Source organism: Paenibacillus sp. FSL P2-0121 (assembly GCF_037975345.1).
GTDB lineage: Bacteria > Bacillota > Bacilli > Paenibacillales > Paenibacillaceae > Paenibacillus_AQ > Paenibacillus_AQ odorifer.
The window spans coordinates 4,597,894-4,618,958 of sequence record NZ_CP150245.1; the positions used below are offsets into that span (position 1 = coordinate 4,597,894).

Genomic DNA, 21,065 nt, shown 5'->3' on the forward strand with positions numbered 1-21,065 from the left:
TCCCTCCTTAGTTTTTCATTTTGGGATCAAGAGCATCACGCAGTCCGTCCCCGACCAGGTTAAATGCAAGTACTGTTAAAAAGATGGCTATCCCCGGAAAATAAACGATATGTGGAGCAATACTTAAATAATCACGTCCCATACTTAACATTGCGCCCCAATCGGGCTCTGTTGTTTTTGCACCCATTCCGAGAAAGCTCAATGAAGCAGCGGCCAAGATCGCTCCGCCAATCTTCATGGATAGATTAACGATAATGCTGGGCACGGTCTCAGGAAAAATATGACGCCAAATAATCCGGCGATGCTTCGCTCCCATGGAACGAGCCGCTTCCACAAACAATGTTTCTTTCGCAGACAGCGTTACGCTCCGAATAATTCGGGCGAACGATGGAGTACCAAAAACTGCAACTGCGATAACAACGTTGGATAGACCCGGACCGAGAATGGCGACGATCCCAATGGCAAGCAGCAAGTCAGGAAAAGAAAATAGTACATCACTGCCACGCATAATTATCCGATCTAGCCAACCGCCATAATATCCGCTTAACAGACCTAGGATAGTTCCAAGTACACCTGCGATTAAGACGGAACTGAGACTGACCGCTAAGGTTAAGCGAGTACCATCAATCAAACGGCTTAGAATATCACGGCCATATTCGTCTGTCCCGGCCCAATGTGCAGCAGAAGGACCTGCCATAAGAGCATCGTAGTTTGGTTCATCAGGATTATACGGGGTCAGAAATGGCCCGAAAATTGCAATTAAGAATAGCAATATAATAAAAAATGCGGCCACAAGGGGCATCTTTTGTTTACTGAACTTACGTAAAAAAACACCCATACGGCCTTTTGTTTTCTCCGGGGCCAGTACCTCTCCGGGTAATGGAGATTTTGCTCCCATCACCGCCGAATTGTCACTCATGATATCCCTCCTGATCCTAAATTCACCCTATAAATCTATTGAAATTCTGCTTCTTAGTCGCATTAGCTACTGAGAAAACCTTATTTTCGGATTAAGTACGCCATACAATAAATCTACTAATAGATTGATAAGAATAAATTGTGTAGCAAACAGAAGCAGTAAGGCTTGAATGACTGTATAATCCCGGAACAAAATGGAGTCTACTAGCAGCCTGCCAAGACCCGGAATACTGAATACCGTCTCAACCATTACAGAGCCGCCGAGCAGGAACCCAAACTGAAGTCCAGCTACGGTAACCACCTGAATCAAAGAGTTGCGCAGCGCATGCCTGCCGATAACAACATACTCGCGTAAGCCTTTTGCACGTCCTGTACGGATATAATCCTCCCGAAGAGTCTCCAGCATAGATGACCTAGAATAACGGGCCAACATAGACATAATTCCCATCCCGAGTGTAATGGAAGGAAGAATATAGGACTTCCAGGAATCAACACCACCCGTTGGAAACCAACCAAGCTCTACCGAGAAAATTTGAATGAGTACCAAGCCTAACCAAAATCCAGGAATAGACATCCCTGAAATGGCTGTCAACGTCCCTAAATGATCCGGCCACCGATTGCGATAAACGGCTGAAACCACGCCAATTAGAAGACCAATAATTAGAGCCCAGGCCATACTAAGAAAAGTCAGCCACAACGTAGGCATTACTCTGCTTTCCAGCATGTCAGTAACCGGGATCCCTGAACGGATCGAATTGCCCAGATTCCCACTTAGCAGATCACCCATGTAGTTTATGTATTGCTTCCACAAAGGCAGATTGAGACCCAGCTGCTCCTGAATTCCACGAATCTCTTCAAGCGTGGCATCTTTACCGGCAATAAGTCGGGCTGGATCGCCTGGGATTAAGTGAATAAACAAAAAGACAAGCACCGATACAATGAACAACAGCGGAATAACCCCGAGGAGTCTTTGTAAAGCATATCTACCCAACTCATAAGCCCCCTTCAGTATCGACAAATGATTTAGTGAGGCCGCTTCCCACCATACTACAGAAGCGGCCTCGTTCATTTCTTGGGATATTAAACCTAACGTTTGTTTAGCATTATTTCACTTCTGCATTCAGGACATTAATGGAACCATCCGGGAAGACCTTAACTCCTTCCAGATACGATCTTTTGCCTGAGATGATTTGGTCGACGCCCATGAATGCCCATGGAGCATCTTCCCAAATTGTTTTTTGAATATTGCCATAGATGGATTTAGCCGCTTCTGGATCAACAGATTTATTCGCCTCAGCGATCCATTTGTCTACATTTTCATTTTTGTAATAGGCTGTATTTGAGCCAGCAGGCGGGAACATTTCACTACTGAACAACCCTCTGGTTGCACCATCTGCATCTCCTGAAGACGGAGACCAGCTGACATACCACATTTGAATTTTTGCTTCTTCAGGTGTCTTAGCAGAGTTAATTTGGTCGGACAATGTGCCGCCTTCCATGGATTTCACGTCTACCTTAATCCCTACAAGTGCTAGCTGTTGCTGAATAAATTGCATACCCTTCATAGTTTCGGATTCATTTTCACCCCAAATTTCGGTTTCGAATCCATCAGGATAACCCGCTTCAGCAAGCAATTGTTTAGCTTTTTCAATGTCATAGTCATAACCTGTTTGCGGGGAATAGTATTGTGTTTTGGAAGACATCGTGGAATCAAGCTTAGCACCAAGACCCGATTTCACAACTTTGATATAAGCTTCTTTATTGATAGCATAGTTAATGGCTTGACGAACCTTCACATCATCGAAAGGTTTTTTCATCGTATTCAACGTTACATAACGGACGATTGTCGAATCGATGGTATCTACAGTAATTCCTTCAAGACCTTCAACCTCAGATACTTGCTCCGTTGGCATTGGATAAATGAAATCCGCCTCGCCGGTTTTTAGCATGGCTATCCGTGATCCATTCTCTGGTACAGGTCTAAAGGTCACACTATCCACTTTTGGCAACCCCGCTTGCCAGTAATCAGGGTTCTTAACGACAACCAAGCGGTCGCCTTGCACCCATTCTTTGAACTTAAATGGACCCGTCCCTACAGGATTTTTTGAAATATCGGTGCCATTTTCTTCTAAAGCTTTCGGACTAATAATAGGTGCCATAGCTACTTTATTTAAAAATGCGTTGTACGGCTCGCTGAGTGTAATAACCACGGTTTTAGCATCAGGAGTCTCCACTTTCGCTACCTTTGCGAAGCTTTTGCGCAGTCTCAGATTGTTCTTCTCATCTTGAATACGGGCGATGTTTACTTTAACCGCTTCAGCATTAAAGTCAGTACCGTCTTGGAATTTAACATTCTCTTGCAGCGTGAACGTGTAGACCAACCCGTCTTCACTTATGGAATGGCTTGCGGCAAGAACAGGAACCACGTTCATATTCTCGTCAAAACCCATCAGACCTTCGTACATCGTTCTGGCAGCGCTGATTGAATGCGTATCGCTTGCGTTATGAGGGTCCAGCGTAATAAAGTTAGAATTGATGGCAATTACAATGTCTTTATCATTCTTTGTAGTTGGGGTGCTAGTTTCAGTTCCACCAGCAGTATTGCCTTTTTGTCCCTCGTTGCTCGCTTTGTTGCCGCACCCTGCAGTCACTACTACTGTAATAAGCAGCAGCATGAACATTGACCATACTTTTCCTTTTGCTTTCATTTTTTACACTCCCCTATTCAAACGATGTATTAGAAAAGCTTCTAGTCCGATTAATCACCAAACTTGAAGATTATTCTTGACCTTATGCTCTAGATCTCCCATTGAAATACAGCACGGCGTTCGCCGACTACAGTACCGCCATCATTAACAATCGTGTTAGGCACGAGTGCATATAGGCGATCAATTGTGTCTTGATTGCTGTAACCAATACGTTCTAGAATCGATGCGATAATACATGGCCAGACTTGTTCTGATCCGTCGGATACTTTCAGTGATATACCCATTCGTTCCTTACGGAGTCCGATACCGTATACCCCTTTTGCTCCACCCTTAGCCGTCAGATTGTCATCCTTCAGGAGCTCTGAGCATACAAATTTCGTGTCAGCAATCATAACCGGGTTATCATTCATAAGTTTTGCAATGGCAGCGGCTGCGTTACGTATATCCGTATCCTCAATTAAATCGGGACACGCTAGCTTTAGATAGGAATAAGCGATTTTATGAAGCGGAAGTGCGAAGATAGGAAGTCCACAGCCATCAATACCTTGCGGGATGGACGCTTTGGGAACTTCAGCGATATAAGCCATCATCTCAAGAATCTCCTGTTGTACAGGATGGTTAGGATCGTAATAAGTGTTTATATCCCAACCCATATATTTGCTAAGGCCCATTAATCCTGCATGTTTGCCTGAGCAGTTATGAAAGATTTTACGAGTGGGCTCATTTGCCCGGTGACGTTCTGCTTTGGCTTCATCATTCAGCGGGTATGTAGAGCAGCAATGAAGTGACTCTTCTTTTAATCCCATTTTCTGAAAAAGAGCTTCAAGCGCTTCAATATGGAAGGCTTCTCCCCGGTGTGAAGCGGTAAACAGCGAAGCTTCTTTACTTGTCAAACCATATACTTCATCGATCCGGCGTTTCATTACCGGCAAAGCTTGGAATGGCTTAGCAGCAGAGCGAAGATAAGTCATATGCTCCGGATCGCCTGCTTTGTACAAAATGTTGCCCTTCTCATCAACTACACTAACTGCACCATAATGCACATTCTCCAACAGGCCCCCACGATATTCTTCTACCAATGTTGTAAATCCCATCTGTACAACCTCCCCAGCAGTAGTTAATTTAATCTAAGGCAAAAAATCGATTCTGCGATAAAAGTCCCGATCCGATAATTACACCCTTCTCATTCAGCAAAGAGCGATGAATCGTAAAGGAACCACGAAGCGGCTCCCATGTAAAGCGCGAGAGGTACAGCTGCTCAACTTCTTCGTATATATCCGGGAATTTGTCCACGAGTTCTCCACTTAAAATCACGCTGTCGGGGTTATACATGCATACGACATTATTAATGGTGATGGCCATATACATGAGTGCACGGTCGATCAAGTGAATCGCCCATTGTTCTCCTGCATGTTTTGCTGCGAATAACTCCTCAATCGTACGGATCGGGCGAATCCGATTAGCTTCAGATAATAAAGAACTGATATTTATATAGGTCTGTAAACAGCCCGCTTTGCCGCACTCACACATCATTCCGTTAGGATCTACTGTCGTATGCCCAATTTCACCCGCACTGTTCATCACCCCTCGATAAATCTCTCCCTCGAGAATCATCGCAGAGCCCACGCCTTGACCGAAACCCAATAATGCCGTACGGCTGGAGCCGACTGCAGCTCCTTTAAGATGTTCAGCAAGAGCCCTTACTTTCAGCTCATTGTCCACAGCGATTTCAAAACCTGTCAGCTCTTTCAAGCGTTTGGCTAACGGCACATTTTTCCATCCTAGCTGAACAGAGAAGACAACAATTCCTTCTTCGTTATTCACAATGCCGGGAAGTCCAACGCCAATCCCCACGATACGTGTTCTGTCAATCACATGCTGCTGGAACAATTGCTCAATGGCTTCATGAATCCGTTCCAGCGTTCGTTCCGGGCTTTCGTCTGGTGTACGGGGAAATTGACTACTGCAGATAAGCTGTCCTTGTAAGTCCACAATTCCTATAGACATAAGACTGCGATCCAGTTCAACGCCAACCGATAATACAGAAGCGTCCATCATACCTATTAACGTTGATTTCCGACCTAATCCTGATGATACCTGCTCTGAATCGAGTAAATATCCTTCCTCCGTCAACTCTCCGACAATTCGACTTACAGTCGTAGGACTCATACCAGTCTGTTTAGCAATAGAAGCGCGAGAAATCGGTTGTTGATTTTTTATAATTTCGAAAACCGTTAAACGATTTTGTCGCTTCATAAAATCCTGATCGTGCTTTTTCACGGGCATTCTCCTAATTATTTTCTCCAGTGCATTAATTGGATTAATAAACCACAAAAACAAGAAATTATTTGCAAATAAAGCGCTGATAATGTATTCTTTGATTTAAATTTTAATTTAGTTTCTCCAGTGATGGGATTAATAATAAAGGGTCATGGTTTATGTGTCAATATAAATGACATATTTTTTATTTAAAAATAAATGTAAGCGGTTAACGAAAGATAACCAACACAAAAACCACTCAATATATGACACAGACATAACATATAAGCCCATGAATTAGCATTTAATTTGAATCTTGAACCTATTAATTGGAATAGAAAGACTGAAAGTGGTATTTTGCTTGGATTAATGTGAGGGTGTGTGAATCGATGGTAAATTGAAGGTAACACTCGCATCAAAAGGAAACTCTCAAAAAGGAGGTAGCTTTTGATGCGAAGTAAGTTAGTTACATCGAAGGTGCTAAAAAATCATTGAAACTCAACGGTCTTAACCGCTGCGTTCTCTTGGATCATCGATAACAATTGTACTGGATTAAATGATTCAGGCAATCTTACAACGATTTCTACGTTTAATTCGGATTCTACACTGTTATTTTCAGCATGAAAACTTAGAACAGCGATTTTGTGTTCTTTAAGCAACTCTTGAATTCGGCCCATAGCGCCTTCTGTGTTAGCTAGACTTATAACGAGCTGTTGGGTTTTTGGTGCGGCCAGCCAGCTGTTACGACTGTGTAAGATCTTTTGCCCAAGTAAAATGATTATCGTTGCTCCTACGCCAAGAATATAAAGACCAGACCCTATAGCCATGCCCACTCCGGCTGTTGCCCAAATCCCTGCAGCAGTAGTGAGCCCTTTGACTGTGTGTCTTTGCATAAAAATCATTCCTGCGCCCAAAAAACCTACTCCGCTTACTACCTGAGCAGCTATCCGAGCGGGATCAAGAGAAAGATTAGGCCAATCCGCTTGGTCCTGAAACCCATATTTGGAGATGACCATCATGAGTGCAGCACCTAAGGCCACAACAAAATGTGTTCTAACTCCAGCTTCTTTCATCCGGCTTTTGCGTTCATATCCAACTAATACGCCACAAATTCCCGCGCCAATTACACGAAGCAAATACTCAAACTCCATACCTTCACCTTCTTTCATCATGATATGTATGTTGGATTAGTACCACGTAGGATAAAGTCGATAATCTATTTATTGTATCACAAACAAAAAACCATAATACGTCCTCTCGCATTATGGTTAACTCGCTTTTTTATAATTTTATACTTCTTAGTTCGTATCGGAAGCTAACAAAGAGCAAATCTCCGCATCTACAAATCTACCTTTTTCAAAAAAAGATTCGCGCAACAATCCCTCATACTTAAAGCCCGCTTTCAAAAGAGACTTCTTGGAGGCAATATTAGCCGGATCATAAAACGCCTCAATTCGATGGAGCTTCATATGCTCAAAGCCATACGCAATAATAGCTGTCAGGACTTCCGTCATCACACCCTGCCGCCAATAAAGTGGAGATAATTCATACCCAATCTCTGCTTTGAAATTTCTGTGCGCCCAGTTATGATATCCGCATGAACCCATCATTATATTATCCTCACGCCTGGCTATTCCCCAGCGAATACTTTGTTTGCCTTTGAAACGTTCATCCCATCTTTCGATAAGGTTGATCGCTTGCTGTATATCGGTAAAGCTATCCAGATCATAATACTGGGTCACTTCATCTTTTGAAAAATAATTATATATTTCTTTAGCATCATCCAGTGTAATTCTTCTCAAAATAAAGCGGTCTGTTTCGAGCACAGGAAATCCTTCAACGTTATCGATCATATTTTCCTTAAGTCTCCTCTCATTTCTCTAGTAGTACAGTTCGTCGTGGAAAGTGAAACTTCCTTTAGGATATAATGTATTTTATAAACTAGTGATTTTTTTCACCTTGTAATCATTTGTTCATATTGCGTTCTTAATTGCTTGATACACTTCAATCATAACGATAACTACAAAGGAGATATTCTTATGAAAAAATTGTATTACACGTCTTTTTTCTATGCAATTCTTGGTTTGATAGCCGGAGTGGCCTATCGCGAAATTACTAAAATGAATGATTTCACAGGAGATACTATATTAGTTGCGCTTCACACTCATATTCTAGTCTTAGGATTCTTTTTCTTTATTATTGCTATGATCTTAGACAAGTTATTTAATATCCATGAGGCTAAATCTTTTGGTGCATGGTACATTGTCTATAACATCGGTCTTCTAATCACGATTGGTGCAATGGCTACACGTGGAATGCTGCAAATTAACGGCAGTGATATTAGCTTCCTGCCCCATATTGCGGGGCTTGGTCACGCCATTGTTGGGGCTGGAATCATCTGGCTGCTTGTGCTACTCGGTAAACGAATTAAATAATACAGAAAGAGCCGCCAGGATCACTCCAGCGGCTCTTTTAATTATCCCCTGCTTTCCGTTACGGAGCAATCCCCCATACGAGAGCATCACTTTGATAAAGCGTCACTTTATCCCAGTTAGTATAAGCAGTTTTAGTAGCATCAAAGGAGTAGTCATTGGCTTCGTTAAAATTAGTCCAATCTGATTTATATATTCTGAGTTGAATATCTCCGGACTGGCCTCCAGCTGGAATGGAACCAGCCGAAGAAGCAAACGAAAGTTCAACGTAAGTGTCTGCATTCGTGCCAGTGTAGTCTGCAAAGGCGACTTGAACATTATTATTGCCGATCTGTGCCCAATCAATTGTGCCATTTAACGTCTGATTACTATCTTTAGTGAAATAATAACGGATTTTAAGATCGCTTAAGTTCACTGCGGTTGTGCCGTTATTTTTAATATTAAAATAAGGTTTGATCTGATTGTCTGTCGCATTAGTATCTCCCGCCCGATACTGCAACGTCAGACTAGTTGCTGCCGGAACTTGTGGAACAGCACTCGCTTGTGCCGAATTCACACTCTCTCCTGTACTATTGGTTGCGCTTACAACATAGTAATAGGTTGTTCCGTTCGTTAAGCCCGTGTTGATGTAGCTCGTTGCCGTTAGCCCTGTTGCTACAGTGGTATACGGCCCTCCGCTTGTGGTTGCACTTTTCACAGTGTAACTAGTCGCACCACTGGATGCACTCCAGCTCAGGTTTACTTTTGCATCTCCTGCTGTCGCTACCAAATTGGTTGGCGCCGCGGGAACAGTCGCAACTGCTGCTGGAGCCGCACTCGCTTGTGTAGAATCCGCACTCTCACCCACACTATTGGTTGCGCTTACAACATAGTAATAAGTTGTTCCGTTCGTTAGGGCGGTGTTAGTGTAGCTCGTGGTCGTTAGCCCTGCTGCTACAGTAGTGTACGGGCCTCCGCTTGTGGTTGCACTTTTCACAGTGTAGCTAGTCGCACCATTGGATGCGCTCCAGCTCAGGCTTACTTTTGCATCTCCCGCTGTCGCTACCAAGTTAGTGGGTGCCGTCGGAACAGTCGCCACTGCTGCTGGGGTCGCACTCGCTTGTCCCGAATTCACACTCTCTCCTACACTATTGGTTGCGCTTACAACATAGTGATAGGTTGTTCCGTTCGTTAGGGCGGTGTTGGTGTAGCTCGTTGACGTTAGCCCGGTTGCTACAGTGGTGTACGGCCCTCCGCTTGTGGTCGCTCGTTTTACGGTGTAACTAGTCGCACTGCTGGATGCCGTCCAGCTCAGGCTTACTTTTGCATCTCCCGCTGTCGCTACCAAGTTAGTGGGTGCAGCTGGAACTACAGTGCCCCCTCCGTTACTCAGAGGAATTACAGGGTAAGCATTCTGTACCAGCTGAACAAATTGATCATGGAACCAGTGGCCTGATACAGGCGCATTAGGTAATGCACCGGTCAGTGTGCCGCTTGAGCTGGTATAAGTTGGATCACACATTCTGTCAAAGCCCTTGCCCTCATTATTTGGAATGGCACTGCTGGAGCCGTCAGATTCTCCTGGAGGTTTCACCCAGACGAATGCATCCAAATGTGAGGCTGCATAACCTGCGGGTGCTGCTTGTGGAACTTCTCCAATTCCGGCACCGCTGGCATTACACCAATTGCCGCGATGGAGACGTTTATCAATCCGACCGGAATCCGCATAAGCGTTAACGGTTGTTCCGCTTGCACTAGTCGGACGATTAGGTCCTCCCCACCCGTTACGGGAAGTATCAATAAGGAAGCCGATCGTGGAAGGCCAACCTTTTGCTACAAAACCTGAATACAAAGCTGCTGTGAAATCAGCTTCATCAAAATACGGATTCCATTCATAATAACTTGCAGAACGAAGCTGCTGGCTGCCTATCGTAAGATTCGGATCTGGAAGATTAGGTTCTACTAGTGGAGTGGTATTGGCTGTATTCGTAATGAATCCATCGACACTAGCAAGTCCAGCTGTAGTGCCTGACACAACCGAAGTAAAGAGGTCGATAGCGGGGCCACGGTTAGTATCCCATCCGAGCCAGCCGGAGTGACCAATATCCATGTAAGTATACACATTTGGAATGGCATGGAGAGCATTTAAAGTGTAACGTGTAGCATCACGGTAAATATTCGTGGAGTTAGCTTGAGCACACTGTGGTGTGCTGAGATTGGTAACAAGATTCGGAAGCGAATCCGGCTCTACGATAGTCACTATCCGAATGTCACTATATTTGGGCTTTGCAAAAATACTGGCGATTACGTCAACATAATCTGATTTGTAGGTTGTCAAACCCGCTGCTGTCAGTGGCAGCTCGCCATTGGAGGCCAAAGCGTGGCAATCCCGCCCAGGCATATCATAAATTACGAATGTGGCTGTAATCGGCGTGTTTGGTTGCTTTTGCGCGAGTACGGAATCTAATGTTTCCTCAAGACTTTTTCTGCCTCCGTTTTCTGTCCCGCCATAAATTGCAGCAATTCGATCCAGCCATACGGCTGTCGGATATTTTTTAATGGTCTCCATCTTGGAAGCTAAAGTACTATCGGTAACCTGAGCAATAGAGGTATCAATCAGTGCGGCATAATCAGGATTAACATATGCTGTAGCTCCTACAAACGGATTGTCAACATGTGCCTCACTGGCATACGTGGTAGAAGGAGCATATCCGGTGATAACTAAAGCCATGATCGTAAGCAATAACAACATTTGCTTCCTTAGTGCTTTTGTCATTTATTATTCTCCTTTCGACAATTAAATAAATTCGCAAATAATTTATTAATAGCCACGCGATGCTACAATTGCAGTATTCACTCCTTTAAAGAATGGTCACCTCCTCTATGCCTTACCCGCACTCATCATCACCTCCTCTCCGTTTTAAAGATCTAACAAGAGCCTAAATACCCTAACTATTTAACATAAATATAATTTTATTTAATTTATAGTAAATTATCCCTTTTCTTGAATACTACCATATCCTATTTTTAATTAGAAGATAGTAGATGAAATAAAAGTTTAATAATGAGACTATAAGAATATTTGTTTATAAACTGGTAAATGATACAATGTGGAAGTGACAAGGTATTTTGAATTTTAAGTATTTTCAAAGTAACGCTAACAAACCTTTAAGGAGTGAAAAAAATGTCTATCGATGTTTATCTTAATTTCAATGGGAATTGTCGTGACGCAGCAGAGTTTTACGCAGAGGTGTTTGGCACTGAACGTCCACAAATCATGACCTTTGGTGAAACACCACCCGATCCCAATTTCACTCTTCCTGAGGAAGCTAAAGATTTGGTTATGCACACCCGCTTGAATATCGAAGGCAGTAATGTAATGTTTTCTGATGTTTTTCCAGGTATGCCTTTTATCGAAGGAAACAATATTAGTCTTTCCGTAGTTAGTAAGGATTTAGATAACATAAAGAAATATTTCGATAAGCTTCAAGAGGGCGGTAAAGTAGTTATGGAACTGCAAGAAACCTTCTGGAGCTCTTGTTATGGTAGTCTAAAAGATAAATTCGGCATCGACTGGCAATTCAATTATGATGACGGACGAATAAATATGTAATAAAAAAACAACGGGCATGGAGTAACTAACCTCCTGCTCGTTGTTTTTTTGTTTTTCGCTTAAATTAGTCCATAATCAAATCGTACACACTAACCTTCCGAATTCGCCGGGCAACAAGCATAGACACCGCATAAGCGACTACTAGAATGGCTGCACACAATAGCAATACTTGAGGCAAACTAACCGCCAGTTGGACATTATAAATCCCTAAACTCGAGAGCAATAGTACAAACGCTGAGTCTGAGAAAAAATACCCCCCTATGCTCCCCAAAGCTACTCCCACCACAATCACCGGAAACAGACTAAAGGTAATCTGCGTCATCAGATTAAAAGTGGTGTAACCCATTCCTTTAAGAATGCCGAACTCACGTTTCCGCTTCAGAATCAAAGTCTTAATCACTAAATACAAAATCAGACTGACTACTATAATCGTCACCACAGTGATGACTGCTGTCATAGAAGATACTGCGGCAGTGAATGTACTGAGCGTACTATCAACCGTTTCTCGAATGTTAGTAATGTTCCATTGCTTAGGGAAGCGTGCTTCCAGATCCTTCACAAAAGCTTGCGCATCTCCCCCCTCTTTCAGATACACATTGATGGACAGAGGGGTGTACTCCGGTTGAAGTCTTCTCATTCCATCACCGGTCATACTCGCCACCATTCCAAGTTGGCTAATCTGCTGGCTTAAGCCAGTAACCAAATAATTCTCCGTCACACCATTAAAAGTGATCGGGACCTCGTCCCCTATTTCTGAATTTTCCAACTTTGCAATAACACCGGAAATCACAATTTCATTATCATAAATTGGCTCTCGCCCTTTGTATATGGTTTGTGTCTCCAGCTTGCTATAATCGTCAGATACCCGGAGCATAAAGCTGGTGTTTTTAATCGAAGCGACCATGCTATCCAATACAGTCAACTTTTCAACCCCTGGCATGGCTTCTAATTCTGTAAACTTCCCCTGCTGTAGGTCACCGTTTTTCGGCAATAACAAAAAGTCGCTGCGTTCTATACCTACCAGTTCTATAACGGCGGAGGTATCTCCCTTAAAGTTGAAATTCAATATAGAGCAAAAAATACTAGAAAAGGTTAATCCGGCAACGATCAATACGATCATCATATTCTGTTTTGCCTGCCTTACTAAAGCTTTAAGGCTTAAGCTGAATTGCAGATTCATCCGGGATGTTTCGAGTGGAATTGGGTTCCGCTTAAAATTGTGAGTGAGGATTCCGCTCTGCAGAGCTGTAATCGGAGTAATGTTCCGAATTCGCCGGCTCGACAGATAGGTAACAAGTAGCACTAGTCCAGAGACAATAACCAAACTCAGTACTGCACTGACCCCTTCAAAGGATATTGGCCACAGAAGTCCGATTGAAGACGAAATCATATTCCCTACCAACGGCATAACCAGCCCAGATAACCCGCCTCCCGGTATAGCTGCAATGATGGAAACTGAGGTGAACTGTAGCAGAAGCGCATTTTTAATCTGCCATGAAGTATAACCGTTAGCTTTTAAAATACCGATGTTCGTTAAATTGTCTTCAATATGCCCCAATATTTGAAACCTGATGACAATAAGCGAGATTAGAACCATAATCAGTGCAAATACGATTAAAATGGCTGCTAAAAGATTAACAAAAACACGGTTCCCTTCGAGCCCAACCTCTGCCCGCATGACTTGAAATTGATCCGTACTTCCTGAGGCAAAAATCCGCTCACTAAGCATTTGCTCCAGCTTTACATCCTTTGAAGGATCGGTTAAATCTGCTGATAGAAAGCTGTACTGAGCTTCAGTTCCAAGACGTTCCTCCAACTGTTTATAACCTTCATCATTCAAAAATACTTTTAAAGCTCCATTAGTTAACGTCCCTAGCAACGGCTCCTCAATAAAGCCACCTATGGTATAAGAAAATGAGTTATTATCGTATACAAAAGTAAAAGTATCCCCAAGGTTATACCCCGATCCAACATGGAACAAATAAGGCAGATAGATCATATTCGCATCCTTAGATCCTGGTGGAGTCGTTGTCTTGAACAGTCCCTTGGTCCGCGGTGTATCCATGTTAAGAATTATAAAAGCTACCGTAGTGTCCGTTTGTCCGTACTTCATTTTAGCATCTGCTAACAGAATTGCTGCTTCATTCTCCCAGGATTCTGTATATGAATAACTATCCACAAGCTCCTCATACTCTTCTAGATAATCATCTTTTGGAAAATATGCACTTATTTCTGGAGTCCTTAATTCAGTCATTTTTTCTTGCTGGAAGGAATTGAGCTTCAAAATGACCGTAAGACCAATGTTCAGCAGCAGCACAGCTATCATGATAAGAATGAAGAGCGTAACCGTAGCACTTTTTCTTTTACGAATATTGGACCAAGCTAATTTTCCTATTAGGCTGCTCATCCCTACCACCCCAATTCGGTTAGAAAGGACTGTAATTGCTGCTGCCGTTCAGGTCCGTTATCTTCGCTATAAGGGGTAAGACGCAAATCTCCCACGATGACTCCATCCCGCAAATACAATATCCGATTTCCACGCAACGCGGTTTTAAGATCATGAGTAACCATAATTATACTTTGCCCTTGTCTATTCACCTCAGTAAGGACGCGCAGTACACCTATTCCTGCTGAACTATTTAACGCACCCGTCGGCTCATCGGCGAAAACCGCTTTTGGACTGTTGATCAATGCCCGGATAATCCCCGCCCGCTGAGCTTCGCCACCTGAGATTTGCGCCGGAAACTTGCCCCAGACAGAGTCATCCAGACCTACATCAGAGAGTAGCTTTTTGGCTTTTTTTACAGCACCTGCTCTATCCTTTTGTACAAGAAAAGCACTTGATAATACATTGTCGAGGACACTCATCGTATCCAGCAGATGAATCTGCTGAAACACGAACCCACAATTCTTCCGCCGGAATATCGCAAGCTGATCATTACTCATGGCTGTGATATCCTGACCTTCAAATAGAACCTCTCCAAGTGTTGGCTTATCCATACCCGAAATGGCATACAGCAGTGTTGATTTACCAGAACCAGAGCTGCCCATGATAATCGTAAAATCACCATGATATAAGGTCAGATCCAGATTTTTCAAAACATGCTGCTGAGTTCCTCCATGGGAGAAGGTTTTTCCAAGCTTATTAGTCTGCATCAGCACTTTATTATTCACTTCGCTCATGTTGAACACTCCATTTACATTCATGCTCATTAATTGCGCTAAAAAAATCATAGCTCTACGCGAAATATAATGGCTGCAATCACAAGCTCATTCGTAATTGCAACCTTATCGTACGTTAAATGTTCTTAACATGTCTTTGTGCAATCCTTAGCTAATTCTTAATTCTGTCCTACTAAGGGAATTAGCAGTTTGACTGTAAATCCGTCCTCCCGATTGGAGCACAGAATGTCGCCTTGCATTTTTTGCATCATATAACGGGAAATGTACAGGCCTAGACCTGCACCATTCTGGCTCACGGCCAGACTGCCCCGAAAAAATTTATTGAATACTAAAGGCAGCTCCTCTTCAGGAACCCCGGGACCATAGTCCAGAATATCTACCTCCAGATAATGATCCGTGATCTCGAACTTAATATCTATGGGTGTGTCTGTGTAGGCATATTTGTAGGAATTATTCACAACATTATCGATCACCTGCTGCAACCGCAAGGGGTCCACCGTAATGAGACAGTCAGGCACAGATGCTGCTGAAATCCGTTCATAGAAATTTACATTATTTATAATTTGGATCAGCAGGTGGCTTTGCTCTTCCGTTAAGCTGACTTTAAGTTCATTTAGTTCCTCCAAGGTCGAATGGAACATATCAGTCACCAGACGATCAATCTGATCTGCTTTGGAGTACAAAGTGTTAAGCTGTCTGCCGGTCTTCTCATCCCTTGCGCTTAATAACATCAGTTCCGTGATCGCCTTTAACGAAGCAACGGGTGTTTTAATGTCATGACTGAGACTAGCAACCAGTTCCTTTTTACTTTTATTCGCCAAATATTCGCTGTGTCTAGCCGCTGCAAGCTCTTCCCGCATCATATCAAAGCTTTCGGTAAAAGCACCAAACAGATGATTACGATCCATCTCCAGCGGCACTTCCAGATCACCTCTCGCGATATGCTTCGCGAATTGCTGCATTTTGCGGAACGGACGGAGAACCGATCGATTCAGGAACCAAATATAGAGAACGCCTAGAACCGTAAGCAGAAGCAGCATCACAATAGAAACTTGTATAAATTGTTTTTTCATATGTATAAAGATCGCACGGTAATCATTATTAATAATCACCTTCCCCACCATCTTATCCTGATCAAAAACGTCCACTAGAGTATCCCGATTATTGATGGCTTCGTTAACAGTAACGGAAATCGCATTTCCCGTCTGATATTTAAGTACTCCCGCGGTATCGATAATGGCAAATTCATAAGGACTTTCCTTGTACAGCTTCGGATCAAGCTTGTCCCAGTTCTGTTCCGTGAGCTTCACAATGGTATTGATCGCCACTCTATCTGTTCCTGTCTCCACCTGCAAATTAAGAATTAGGAAGGTGAGCGCTAAACTTGCGGCAAATATAGTAAACAGAAGGGCCAACAGCAGTTTTTTTGTCATAACTATTTGTCCTCAAAAGCATAACCGATGCCCCATACTGTACGGATGTACTGAGGATCATTAGGATTCTGCTCAATCTTCTCACGTAGATGACGGATATGTACATTTAGGGTGCCATCCCCCGCAAAAACATCTCCCCATACCTCTGTAAATAACTCCTCTTTGGGGATTACCCTATTTTTCTGCTGAATCAAATAGCTGAGCAATTTATATTCCATCGTTTTCAGCTTGAGAGCTACGCCATTAAGGCTTGCCCTCCTAAGTTCGGGGTCTATCTGGATAGGGCCGGCTTGGAGGATAGCTGCCTCAGCTCTAACTTCGTTATTGTGGCGTTTAAGCACCGCCTTCACTTTTGCGAGCAGCACTCGCAGGGTATACGGCTTATGAATATAGTCATCTCCTCCGATATCAAGAGCAATCAATACATCATCTTCACTGGAGCGGGCACTAATAAACAAGATAGGAATCCCCATCGTCTGACGCAGCTCTTTGCATAACTGGAAGCCGGATTCACCGCCTAAATTAATATCTAGCAGTAACATTGAGACCTGATGCTCACGCAAAAAGCTCCGGCAGGCATCAGCGCTTGTAACAAACGCGGTTTGAACATCGAACAAATTAAAATATTCGCAGGTGGTCTCCGCAAGTTCAGTTTCATCATCAATAATTAAACAATCATATCTCATGGATTTCTCTCCGCTTCAACAGAATTTAGTATTATGTTAGAATATGCCTTTAAGGAGGGGTTACCTGTGGATAAACAATCCCAGCGTCTGGAGCAATTTTTAGATAAATACGAACAAAGCTGGCCATTGAGCGGCACAGTCTTGATAGCTCAGCATGGAGAAATCAAGCTACAAAAAGCATATGGATATGCGAATCTTGAACATCAGGTCCCGAACGCTATAGATACCAAATTCCGGATCTGGTCACTAACCAAGTCATTCACTGGCATGGCGATTCTGATGCTAAAAGAACAAAAACGTCTGCGACTGGAAGATCCGATCCTAAAATATCTTCCTGAACAGCATGCATTCGAGGGGATGACCATCCTTCATCTGCTGGGGCATACCTCGGGTATAGCCAACTACACTTCTCTACCCGAATATAATCAAAAATTAAATAAGCTTAAGCTGACTCCACTGGAGATGTTACAGCTATTTGTGAGTCAACTGCCTGCATTTATGCCTGGCACATCGTTTTCCTATAATAATTCAGGCTATTATTTATTGGGGATGATCATTGAAAAGATTACTGGCATGACATTTGAAGATTATATCACTACTTTTATATTACAGCCTCTTGGCATGGTAAATACAGGAGTTTATAACAATCAGCAAATCATTTCAAAATTAGCCTCACCTTATCATTCCTCATGGGGAGAGTATACTCAGGGTGAATACATACATATGAGCTCTATCCTGTCAGCGGGTGCCATGTATTCGACGGCTGCTGATCTTTTCCTGTGGGACCAAGCGTTATACTCCGATCAATTAGTATCCCACGATACTCTGGAGATGGCTTTTCATTCAAGTAATCTCAAATATCGATTTGGTTGGTTTTTGGACGAACGATATGATCGCAAAAGAATGTATCATGGTGGCGCTTATCGCGGCTTCCGAAGTGAAATGCACAGATATCCAGAAGAGCAGACAACCGTCATCATGTTGACCAATTATGATTGTGTCCCCATTACCAAGTTAACGGAATCTCTATCTGGATTAGTATTCGGTGAGCCTGCCGAAATGCCGATATTCCCGCGAGCCTTTCCACTTGATGATAGCATGTATGCTGAATATATGGGGACCTATGAGGGATTTGGCTGCAAAGCGAGCGTGGAGCGTAGGGGCCAGGAATATTATTTTGTCTGGAATGATGATGAGGTTACACCGTTCTATCCTATCTCTGAAAAAAGATTCCATCATACCAAGCATGACAGTGAATTTGAATTTAAACGGAATGAACAGGGTGAGCTTTCATTTCTGGGGATGAAAAAAAACAAACGAGTGCCGCATAAGCCATGAAATGGCTGCTGGGGCACCCGCCTTTTTTTCAGCTAAAGCCTAAGCCTTAGCCAAAATAATAAATTGTGTGAGCATCACGATTACCGCTGCAGACACCCCCAGCGAATTAATGATTGTTAAAGCATTTGGATAACTTTCTTTCCGAAACTGTGAGAACAAAGATACCGTCCATAACACGCTGAAAAATAACGACGACAACCCGGATACAGCTTCACTATCAATTCGTCTGCTCCGGAGAAACAATCCGGCAAGGGTGGCGACAGTATAAACAATATATATTACTAGCTCTATCGATGTGATAACGATCGCCTCGCCGGCAGAGAACAAACGCATTAACAAGTATTGAAAACCTAAACAGATAAACACAAGCTGGTTAAAAGATAGTCTCTTCACTCTCATAGCTTAGCTCCTTTAGGATATAATTTCGCAAAAGATAACGCTTACATTGTACTAGTGATTGAATATATCTTCTGTGACTTTCCATACCCTGCCAAATATTAGTCAGATAATATCCTCACATACAAAAAAGGAAGTACACTTTGCGAAAAAGATCCGCAAGGCATACTTCCTTTTTTTACGATGCGATTGTAGATTTAGACGGAATGGGACATCTTAGTTCCAAAATAGAATGAACAGTGGATTTATAAGATGTTTTCTTAAAATTAGGAGGTCATTGCTGTGAGAAACAAACAATCCATTGTCTTCGTGACCATACCATTATCCGAGATCAAGAAGTTCATCCTTATTGATATTGTTGCTGGATGGGTCTTTTATTTTGCTATAAAATTCCCCTTCCATTCCTTAATTGCCGCCTCTGCCGGAAGCATGTTTGGTCCTATCCTCATACGCCAATCCATGAAGTTAGTTCAAAATCGCGCCAAGTTTTAAGGTTTTAAGAACTGCTCAATCTGTTTTTTATGATGCTTATCATGTGGGATAAAACTTCTCAAGTACTTGCGAACGCTGAATTTTTTGCGATCTCCATCCTTATATTCCTGATTGAATTCCTCTTCCGTTAACCCTGCAGCTACATCTATGATTTTAGTTCTATAACGTACAAATTGTTCAATTAATGTTTGTTCAGATAATAATTTAGCATATTCTACAGCGTTAGCATTAAACTCGTTAAAATCCAAATGCTTGGTTGTGATCGGTTCCCGGAGAATTATTTTCTTAATCGCACCTTCATAAAAATATTTATCCCATAACATGAGATGACAGATGATATCCTTTACAGTCCATTTACCAGCTGCAATAGGCTGATTCCAATGTTTGTCTGATACTTCACCTAAAGATTCTACGAACGGGATGAGGGACTTAAATTCGAGTAACATTTGCTCATTTGTTTTTGCAGCCAGAGAGATCAACCTCCATATGAAAAATATAATAATTCAGTCACAACATCTATGCTGCGTCATCCGCAGAAGCTGCGGCCAGATCCGTATCGGTAGAGTCAGGATTCAACCAAATCTCAATTAACTCATGGGTACGCTTCACATCATTTTCGTCAAGCATGTAATACCATTGATCCTTCCGTCTGCCCTCACCCTGCAACATATGGCTTGTGATCTCAGGAGTACCCCCTTCAAGAATTACTCTTTTCGCCAAATCAAGAATAAAGTCTGACTTCATATTGGTTTGGAAATTACTTCCTGCTATTTCGATGATTTTCTGTATATTAAGGATATTATCTACTCTCTTCATCCGTTCAAGCGCAGATTTCAAAAAGATCCGCTGCCGCTCCGTTCGTTTAAAATCAGAATCCTCGCGGTATCTTACATACATTAATGCTTCAGCGCCAGAATAAATCGGTTTGTTCGGTTCAATTCTTAATTTCTCATGATCCGGGCTCTTGTTCTCAATCACCTTGGTAATCGGAAGTTCAACACCCCCTAGAGCATCTGTAACGCCCACAAGACCGTTAAAATTAATAGTAGCGTAATATTCGATAGGCGCGTTTAATAAATTTTTAACGGTGTCTACACTCATCTGAGGACCGCCATAGGAATGAGCTGCATTAATCTTGGTTTCTTTCCTAGCTCCTTTAACCTTTTCCGCTCCGATAATTTCTGCATAGGAATCGCGAGGGATCGACACGAACAATACTTTATGATCAACTGGCCGAATCACAGTATATATAATCGAATCAGAAAGCCCGTTCTCTTTTCCCCGCTGATCAGTACCCAATAGGAGGATAGAAAATGGACGATCCTTGTTATCCGCCGTTGGTTGTAATCCAGGAGCTTCAGCGTTTTCATTATTTTCTAAAGGAACGTATGATCCATCAAGCGTGTGTTCAATAGTCGGAGCCACAACATTATTAAATCCGAAAATCAGCAGTTCTTTACGAAAAACATAAGATCCTAGCCCAGCAATAAGTACGATAGCAAGCGTAAATAGCCAGATCTTTTTTTTCTTGCTGGTCTTAGTTTTCTTCTTCACCTTTTTTTTCTCAATTCTACTTAAAGAAAATGAAGAAGCTGAATGAGTAATCTGTTTATTTTTCATTCGGATCC

General features: G+C 42.6%; 19 protein-coding genes. 4 read left to right on the plus strand and 15 right to left on the minus strand.

Going from position 1 to position 21,065, the window contains the following annotated elements; genetic code table 11:
• Nucleotides 1-7 precede the first annotated feature (7 nt).
• The 7 genes from MKY54_RS20440 to MKY54_RS20470 all read right to left on the minus strand — a co-directional run bounded on the left by MKY54_RS20440 (nucleotide 8) and on the right by MKY54_RS20470 (nucleotide 7,738).
• A complete protein-coding gene (locus MKY54_RS20440) occupies nucleotides 8-919 on the minus strand; it encodes an ABC transporter permease subunit (RefSeq protein ID WP_038572342.1) in 912 nt (303 codons plus the stop codon).
• A 66-nt stretch (nucleotides 920-985) separates the two neighbouring features.
• Entirely contained in the window at nucleotides 986-1,909 is a 924-nt protein-coding gene (locus MKY54_RS20445) for an ABC transporter permease subunit (protein ID WP_036689023.1), read from the minus strand.
• Between the two features lie 112 nt (nucleotides 1,910-2,021).
• On the minus strand, nucleotides 2,022-3,626 hold the full coding sequence (locus MKY54_RS20450) for a glutathione ABC transporter substrate-binding protein (protein ID WP_076129894.1): 1,605 nt from the start codon (nucleotides 3,624-3,626) through the stop codon (nucleotides 2,022-2,024).
• 89 nt (nucleotides 3,627-3,715) lie between these two features.
• Nucleotides 3,716-4,720, minus strand: coding sequence for an asparaginase (locus MKY54_RS20455; RefSeq protein ID WP_339187756.1), 1,005 nt, complete (start codon nucleotides 4,718-4,720; stop codon nucleotides 3,716-3,718).
• Between the two features lie 28 nt (nucleotides 4,721-4,748).
• Nucleotides 4,749-5,906, minus strand: a complete 1,158-nt coding sequence (locus MKY54_RS20460; RefSeq protein WP_076183118.1) for an ROK family transcriptional regulator — start codon at nucleotides 5,904-5,906, stop codon at nucleotides 4,749-4,751.
• A gap of 467 nt (nucleotides 5,907-6,373) precedes the next feature.
• The gene (locus tag MKY54_RS20465) at nucleotides 6,374-7,057 is read right to left on the minus strand and encodes an MgtC/SapB family protein (RefSeq protein WP_339187760.1); all 684 of its coding nucleotides are present in this window, start codon (nucleotides 7,055-7,057) and stop codon (nucleotides 6,374-6,376) included.
• 126 nt (nucleotides 7,058-7,183) lie between these two features.
• Nucleotides 7,184-7,738, minus strand: a complete 555-nt coding sequence (locus tag MKY54_RS20470; protein ID WP_081387118.1) for a GNAT family protein — start codon at nucleotides 7,736-7,738, stop codon at nucleotides 7,184-7,186.
• A gap of 186 nt (nucleotides 7,739-7,924) precedes the next feature.
• On the opposite strand from MKY54_RS20470, the gene MKY54_RS20475 reads away from it, so the two are divergent.
• Nucleotides 7,925-8,320, plus strand: a complete 396-nt coding sequence (locus tag MKY54_RS20475; RefSeq protein ID WP_076129897.1) for a DUF2871 domain-containing protein — start codon at nucleotides 7,925-7,927, stop codon at nucleotides 8,318-8,320.
• A 58-nt stretch (nucleotides 8,321-8,378) separates the two neighbouring features.
• On the opposite strand, the gene MKY54_RS20480 is transcribed toward MKY54_RS20475, so the two are convergent.
• A complete protein-coding gene (locus tag MKY54_RS20480) occupies nucleotides 8,379-11,027 on the minus strand; it encodes a glycoside hydrolase family 6 protein (RefSeq protein ID WP_339191242.1) in 2,649 nt (882 codons plus the stop codon).
• 453 nt (nucleotides 11,028-11,480) lie between these two features.
• Here MKY54_RS20480 and MKY54_RS20485 point away from each other — a divergent pair, with 453 nt between their 5' ends.
• The gene (locus tag MKY54_RS20485; protein WP_076183122.1) at nucleotides 11,481-11,909 is read left to right on the plus strand and encodes a VOC family protein; all 429 of its coding nucleotides are present in this window, start codon (nucleotides 11,481-11,483) and stop codon (nucleotides 11,907-11,909) included.
• 64 nt (nucleotides 11,910-11,973) lie between these two features.
• Here the strand turns inward: MKY54_RS20485 and MKY54_RS20490 are convergent, their stop codons facing one another.
• The 4 genes from MKY54_RS20490 to MKY54_RS20505 form a co-directional block, all read right to left on the minus strand.
• Nucleotides 11,974-14,316 carry an ABC transporter permease gene (locus tag MKY54_RS20490; RefSeq protein ID WP_076301762.1) on the minus strand — a complete coding sequence of 781 codons (2,343 nt, stop codon included), beginning with the start codon at nucleotides 14,314-14,316 and terminating at the stop codon, nucleotides 11,974-11,976.
• Nucleotides 14,317-14,318: 2 nt separating this feature from the next.
• Nucleotides 14,319-15,092, minus strand: a complete 774-nt coding sequence (locus tag MKY54_RS20495) for an ABC transporter ATP-binding protein (RefSeq protein ID WP_076183127.1) — start codon at nucleotides 15,090-15,092, stop codon at nucleotides 14,319-14,321.
• Between the two features lie 158 nt (nucleotides 15,093-15,250).
• On the minus strand, nucleotides 15,251-16,525 hold the full coding sequence (locus tag MKY54_RS20500) for a HAMP domain-containing sensor histidine kinase (RefSeq protein ID WP_076301763.1): 1,275 nt from the start codon (nucleotides 16,523-16,525) through the stop codon (nucleotides 15,251-15,253).
• Between the two features lie 2 nt (nucleotides 16,526-16,527).
• Nucleotides 16,528-17,211 (minus strand): response regulator transcription factor, encoded by a 684-nt coding sequence (locus MKY54_RS20505; RefSeq protein ID WP_076301764.1) that lies wholly within the window; start codon nucleotides 17,209-17,211, stop codon nucleotides 16,528-16,530.
• Nucleotides 17,212-17,277: 66 nt separating this feature from the next.
• Between MKY54_RS20505 and MKY54_RS20510 the strand changes: the two genes are divergently transcribed.
• Nucleotides 17,278-18,549 (plus strand): serine hydrolase domain-containing protein, encoded by a 1,272-nt coding sequence (locus MKY54_RS20510; RefSeq protein ID WP_339187763.1) that lies wholly within the window; start codon nucleotides 17,278-17,280, stop codon nucleotides 18,547-18,549.
• Nucleotides 18,550-18,588: 39 nt separating this feature from the next.
• Here MKY54_RS20510 and MKY54_RS20515 read toward each other — a convergent pair whose 3' ends face one another.
• Nucleotides 18,589-18,948, minus strand: a complete 360-nt coding sequence (locus MKY54_RS20515) for a hypothetical protein (protein WP_076129905.1) — start codon at nucleotides 18,946-18,948, stop codon at nucleotides 18,589-18,591.
• Between the two features lie 279 nt (nucleotides 18,949-19,227).
• On the opposite strand from MKY54_RS20515, the gene MKY54_RS20520 reads away from it, so the two are divergent.
• Nucleotides 19,228-19,437 (plus strand): hypothetical protein, encoded by a 210-nt coding sequence (locus MKY54_RS20520; protein ID WP_076100132.1) that lies wholly within the window; start codon nucleotides 19,228-19,230, stop codon nucleotides 19,435-19,437.
• On the opposite strand, the gene MKY54_RS20525 is transcribed toward MKY54_RS20520, so the two are convergent.
• Both MKY54_RS20525 and MKY54_RS20530 read right to left on the minus strand, forming a co-directional pair.
• A complete protein-coding gene (locus MKY54_RS20525; RefSeq protein WP_175617285.1) occupies nucleotides 19,434-19,916 on the minus strand; it encodes a DinB family protein in 483 nt (160 codons plus the stop codon). The genes MKY54_RS20520 and MKY54_RS20525 overlap by 4 nt on opposite strands.
• A gap of 37 nt (nucleotides 19,917-19,953) precedes the next feature.
• Nucleotides 19,954-21,057 carry an LCP family protein gene (locus MKY54_RS20530; protein ID WP_081383220.1) on the minus strand — a complete coding sequence of 368 codons (1,104 nt, stop codon included), beginning with the start codon at nucleotides 21,055-21,057 and terminating at the stop codon, nucleotides 19,954-19,956.
• Between the last annotated feature and the right edge of the window lie 8 nt (nucleotides 21,058-21,065).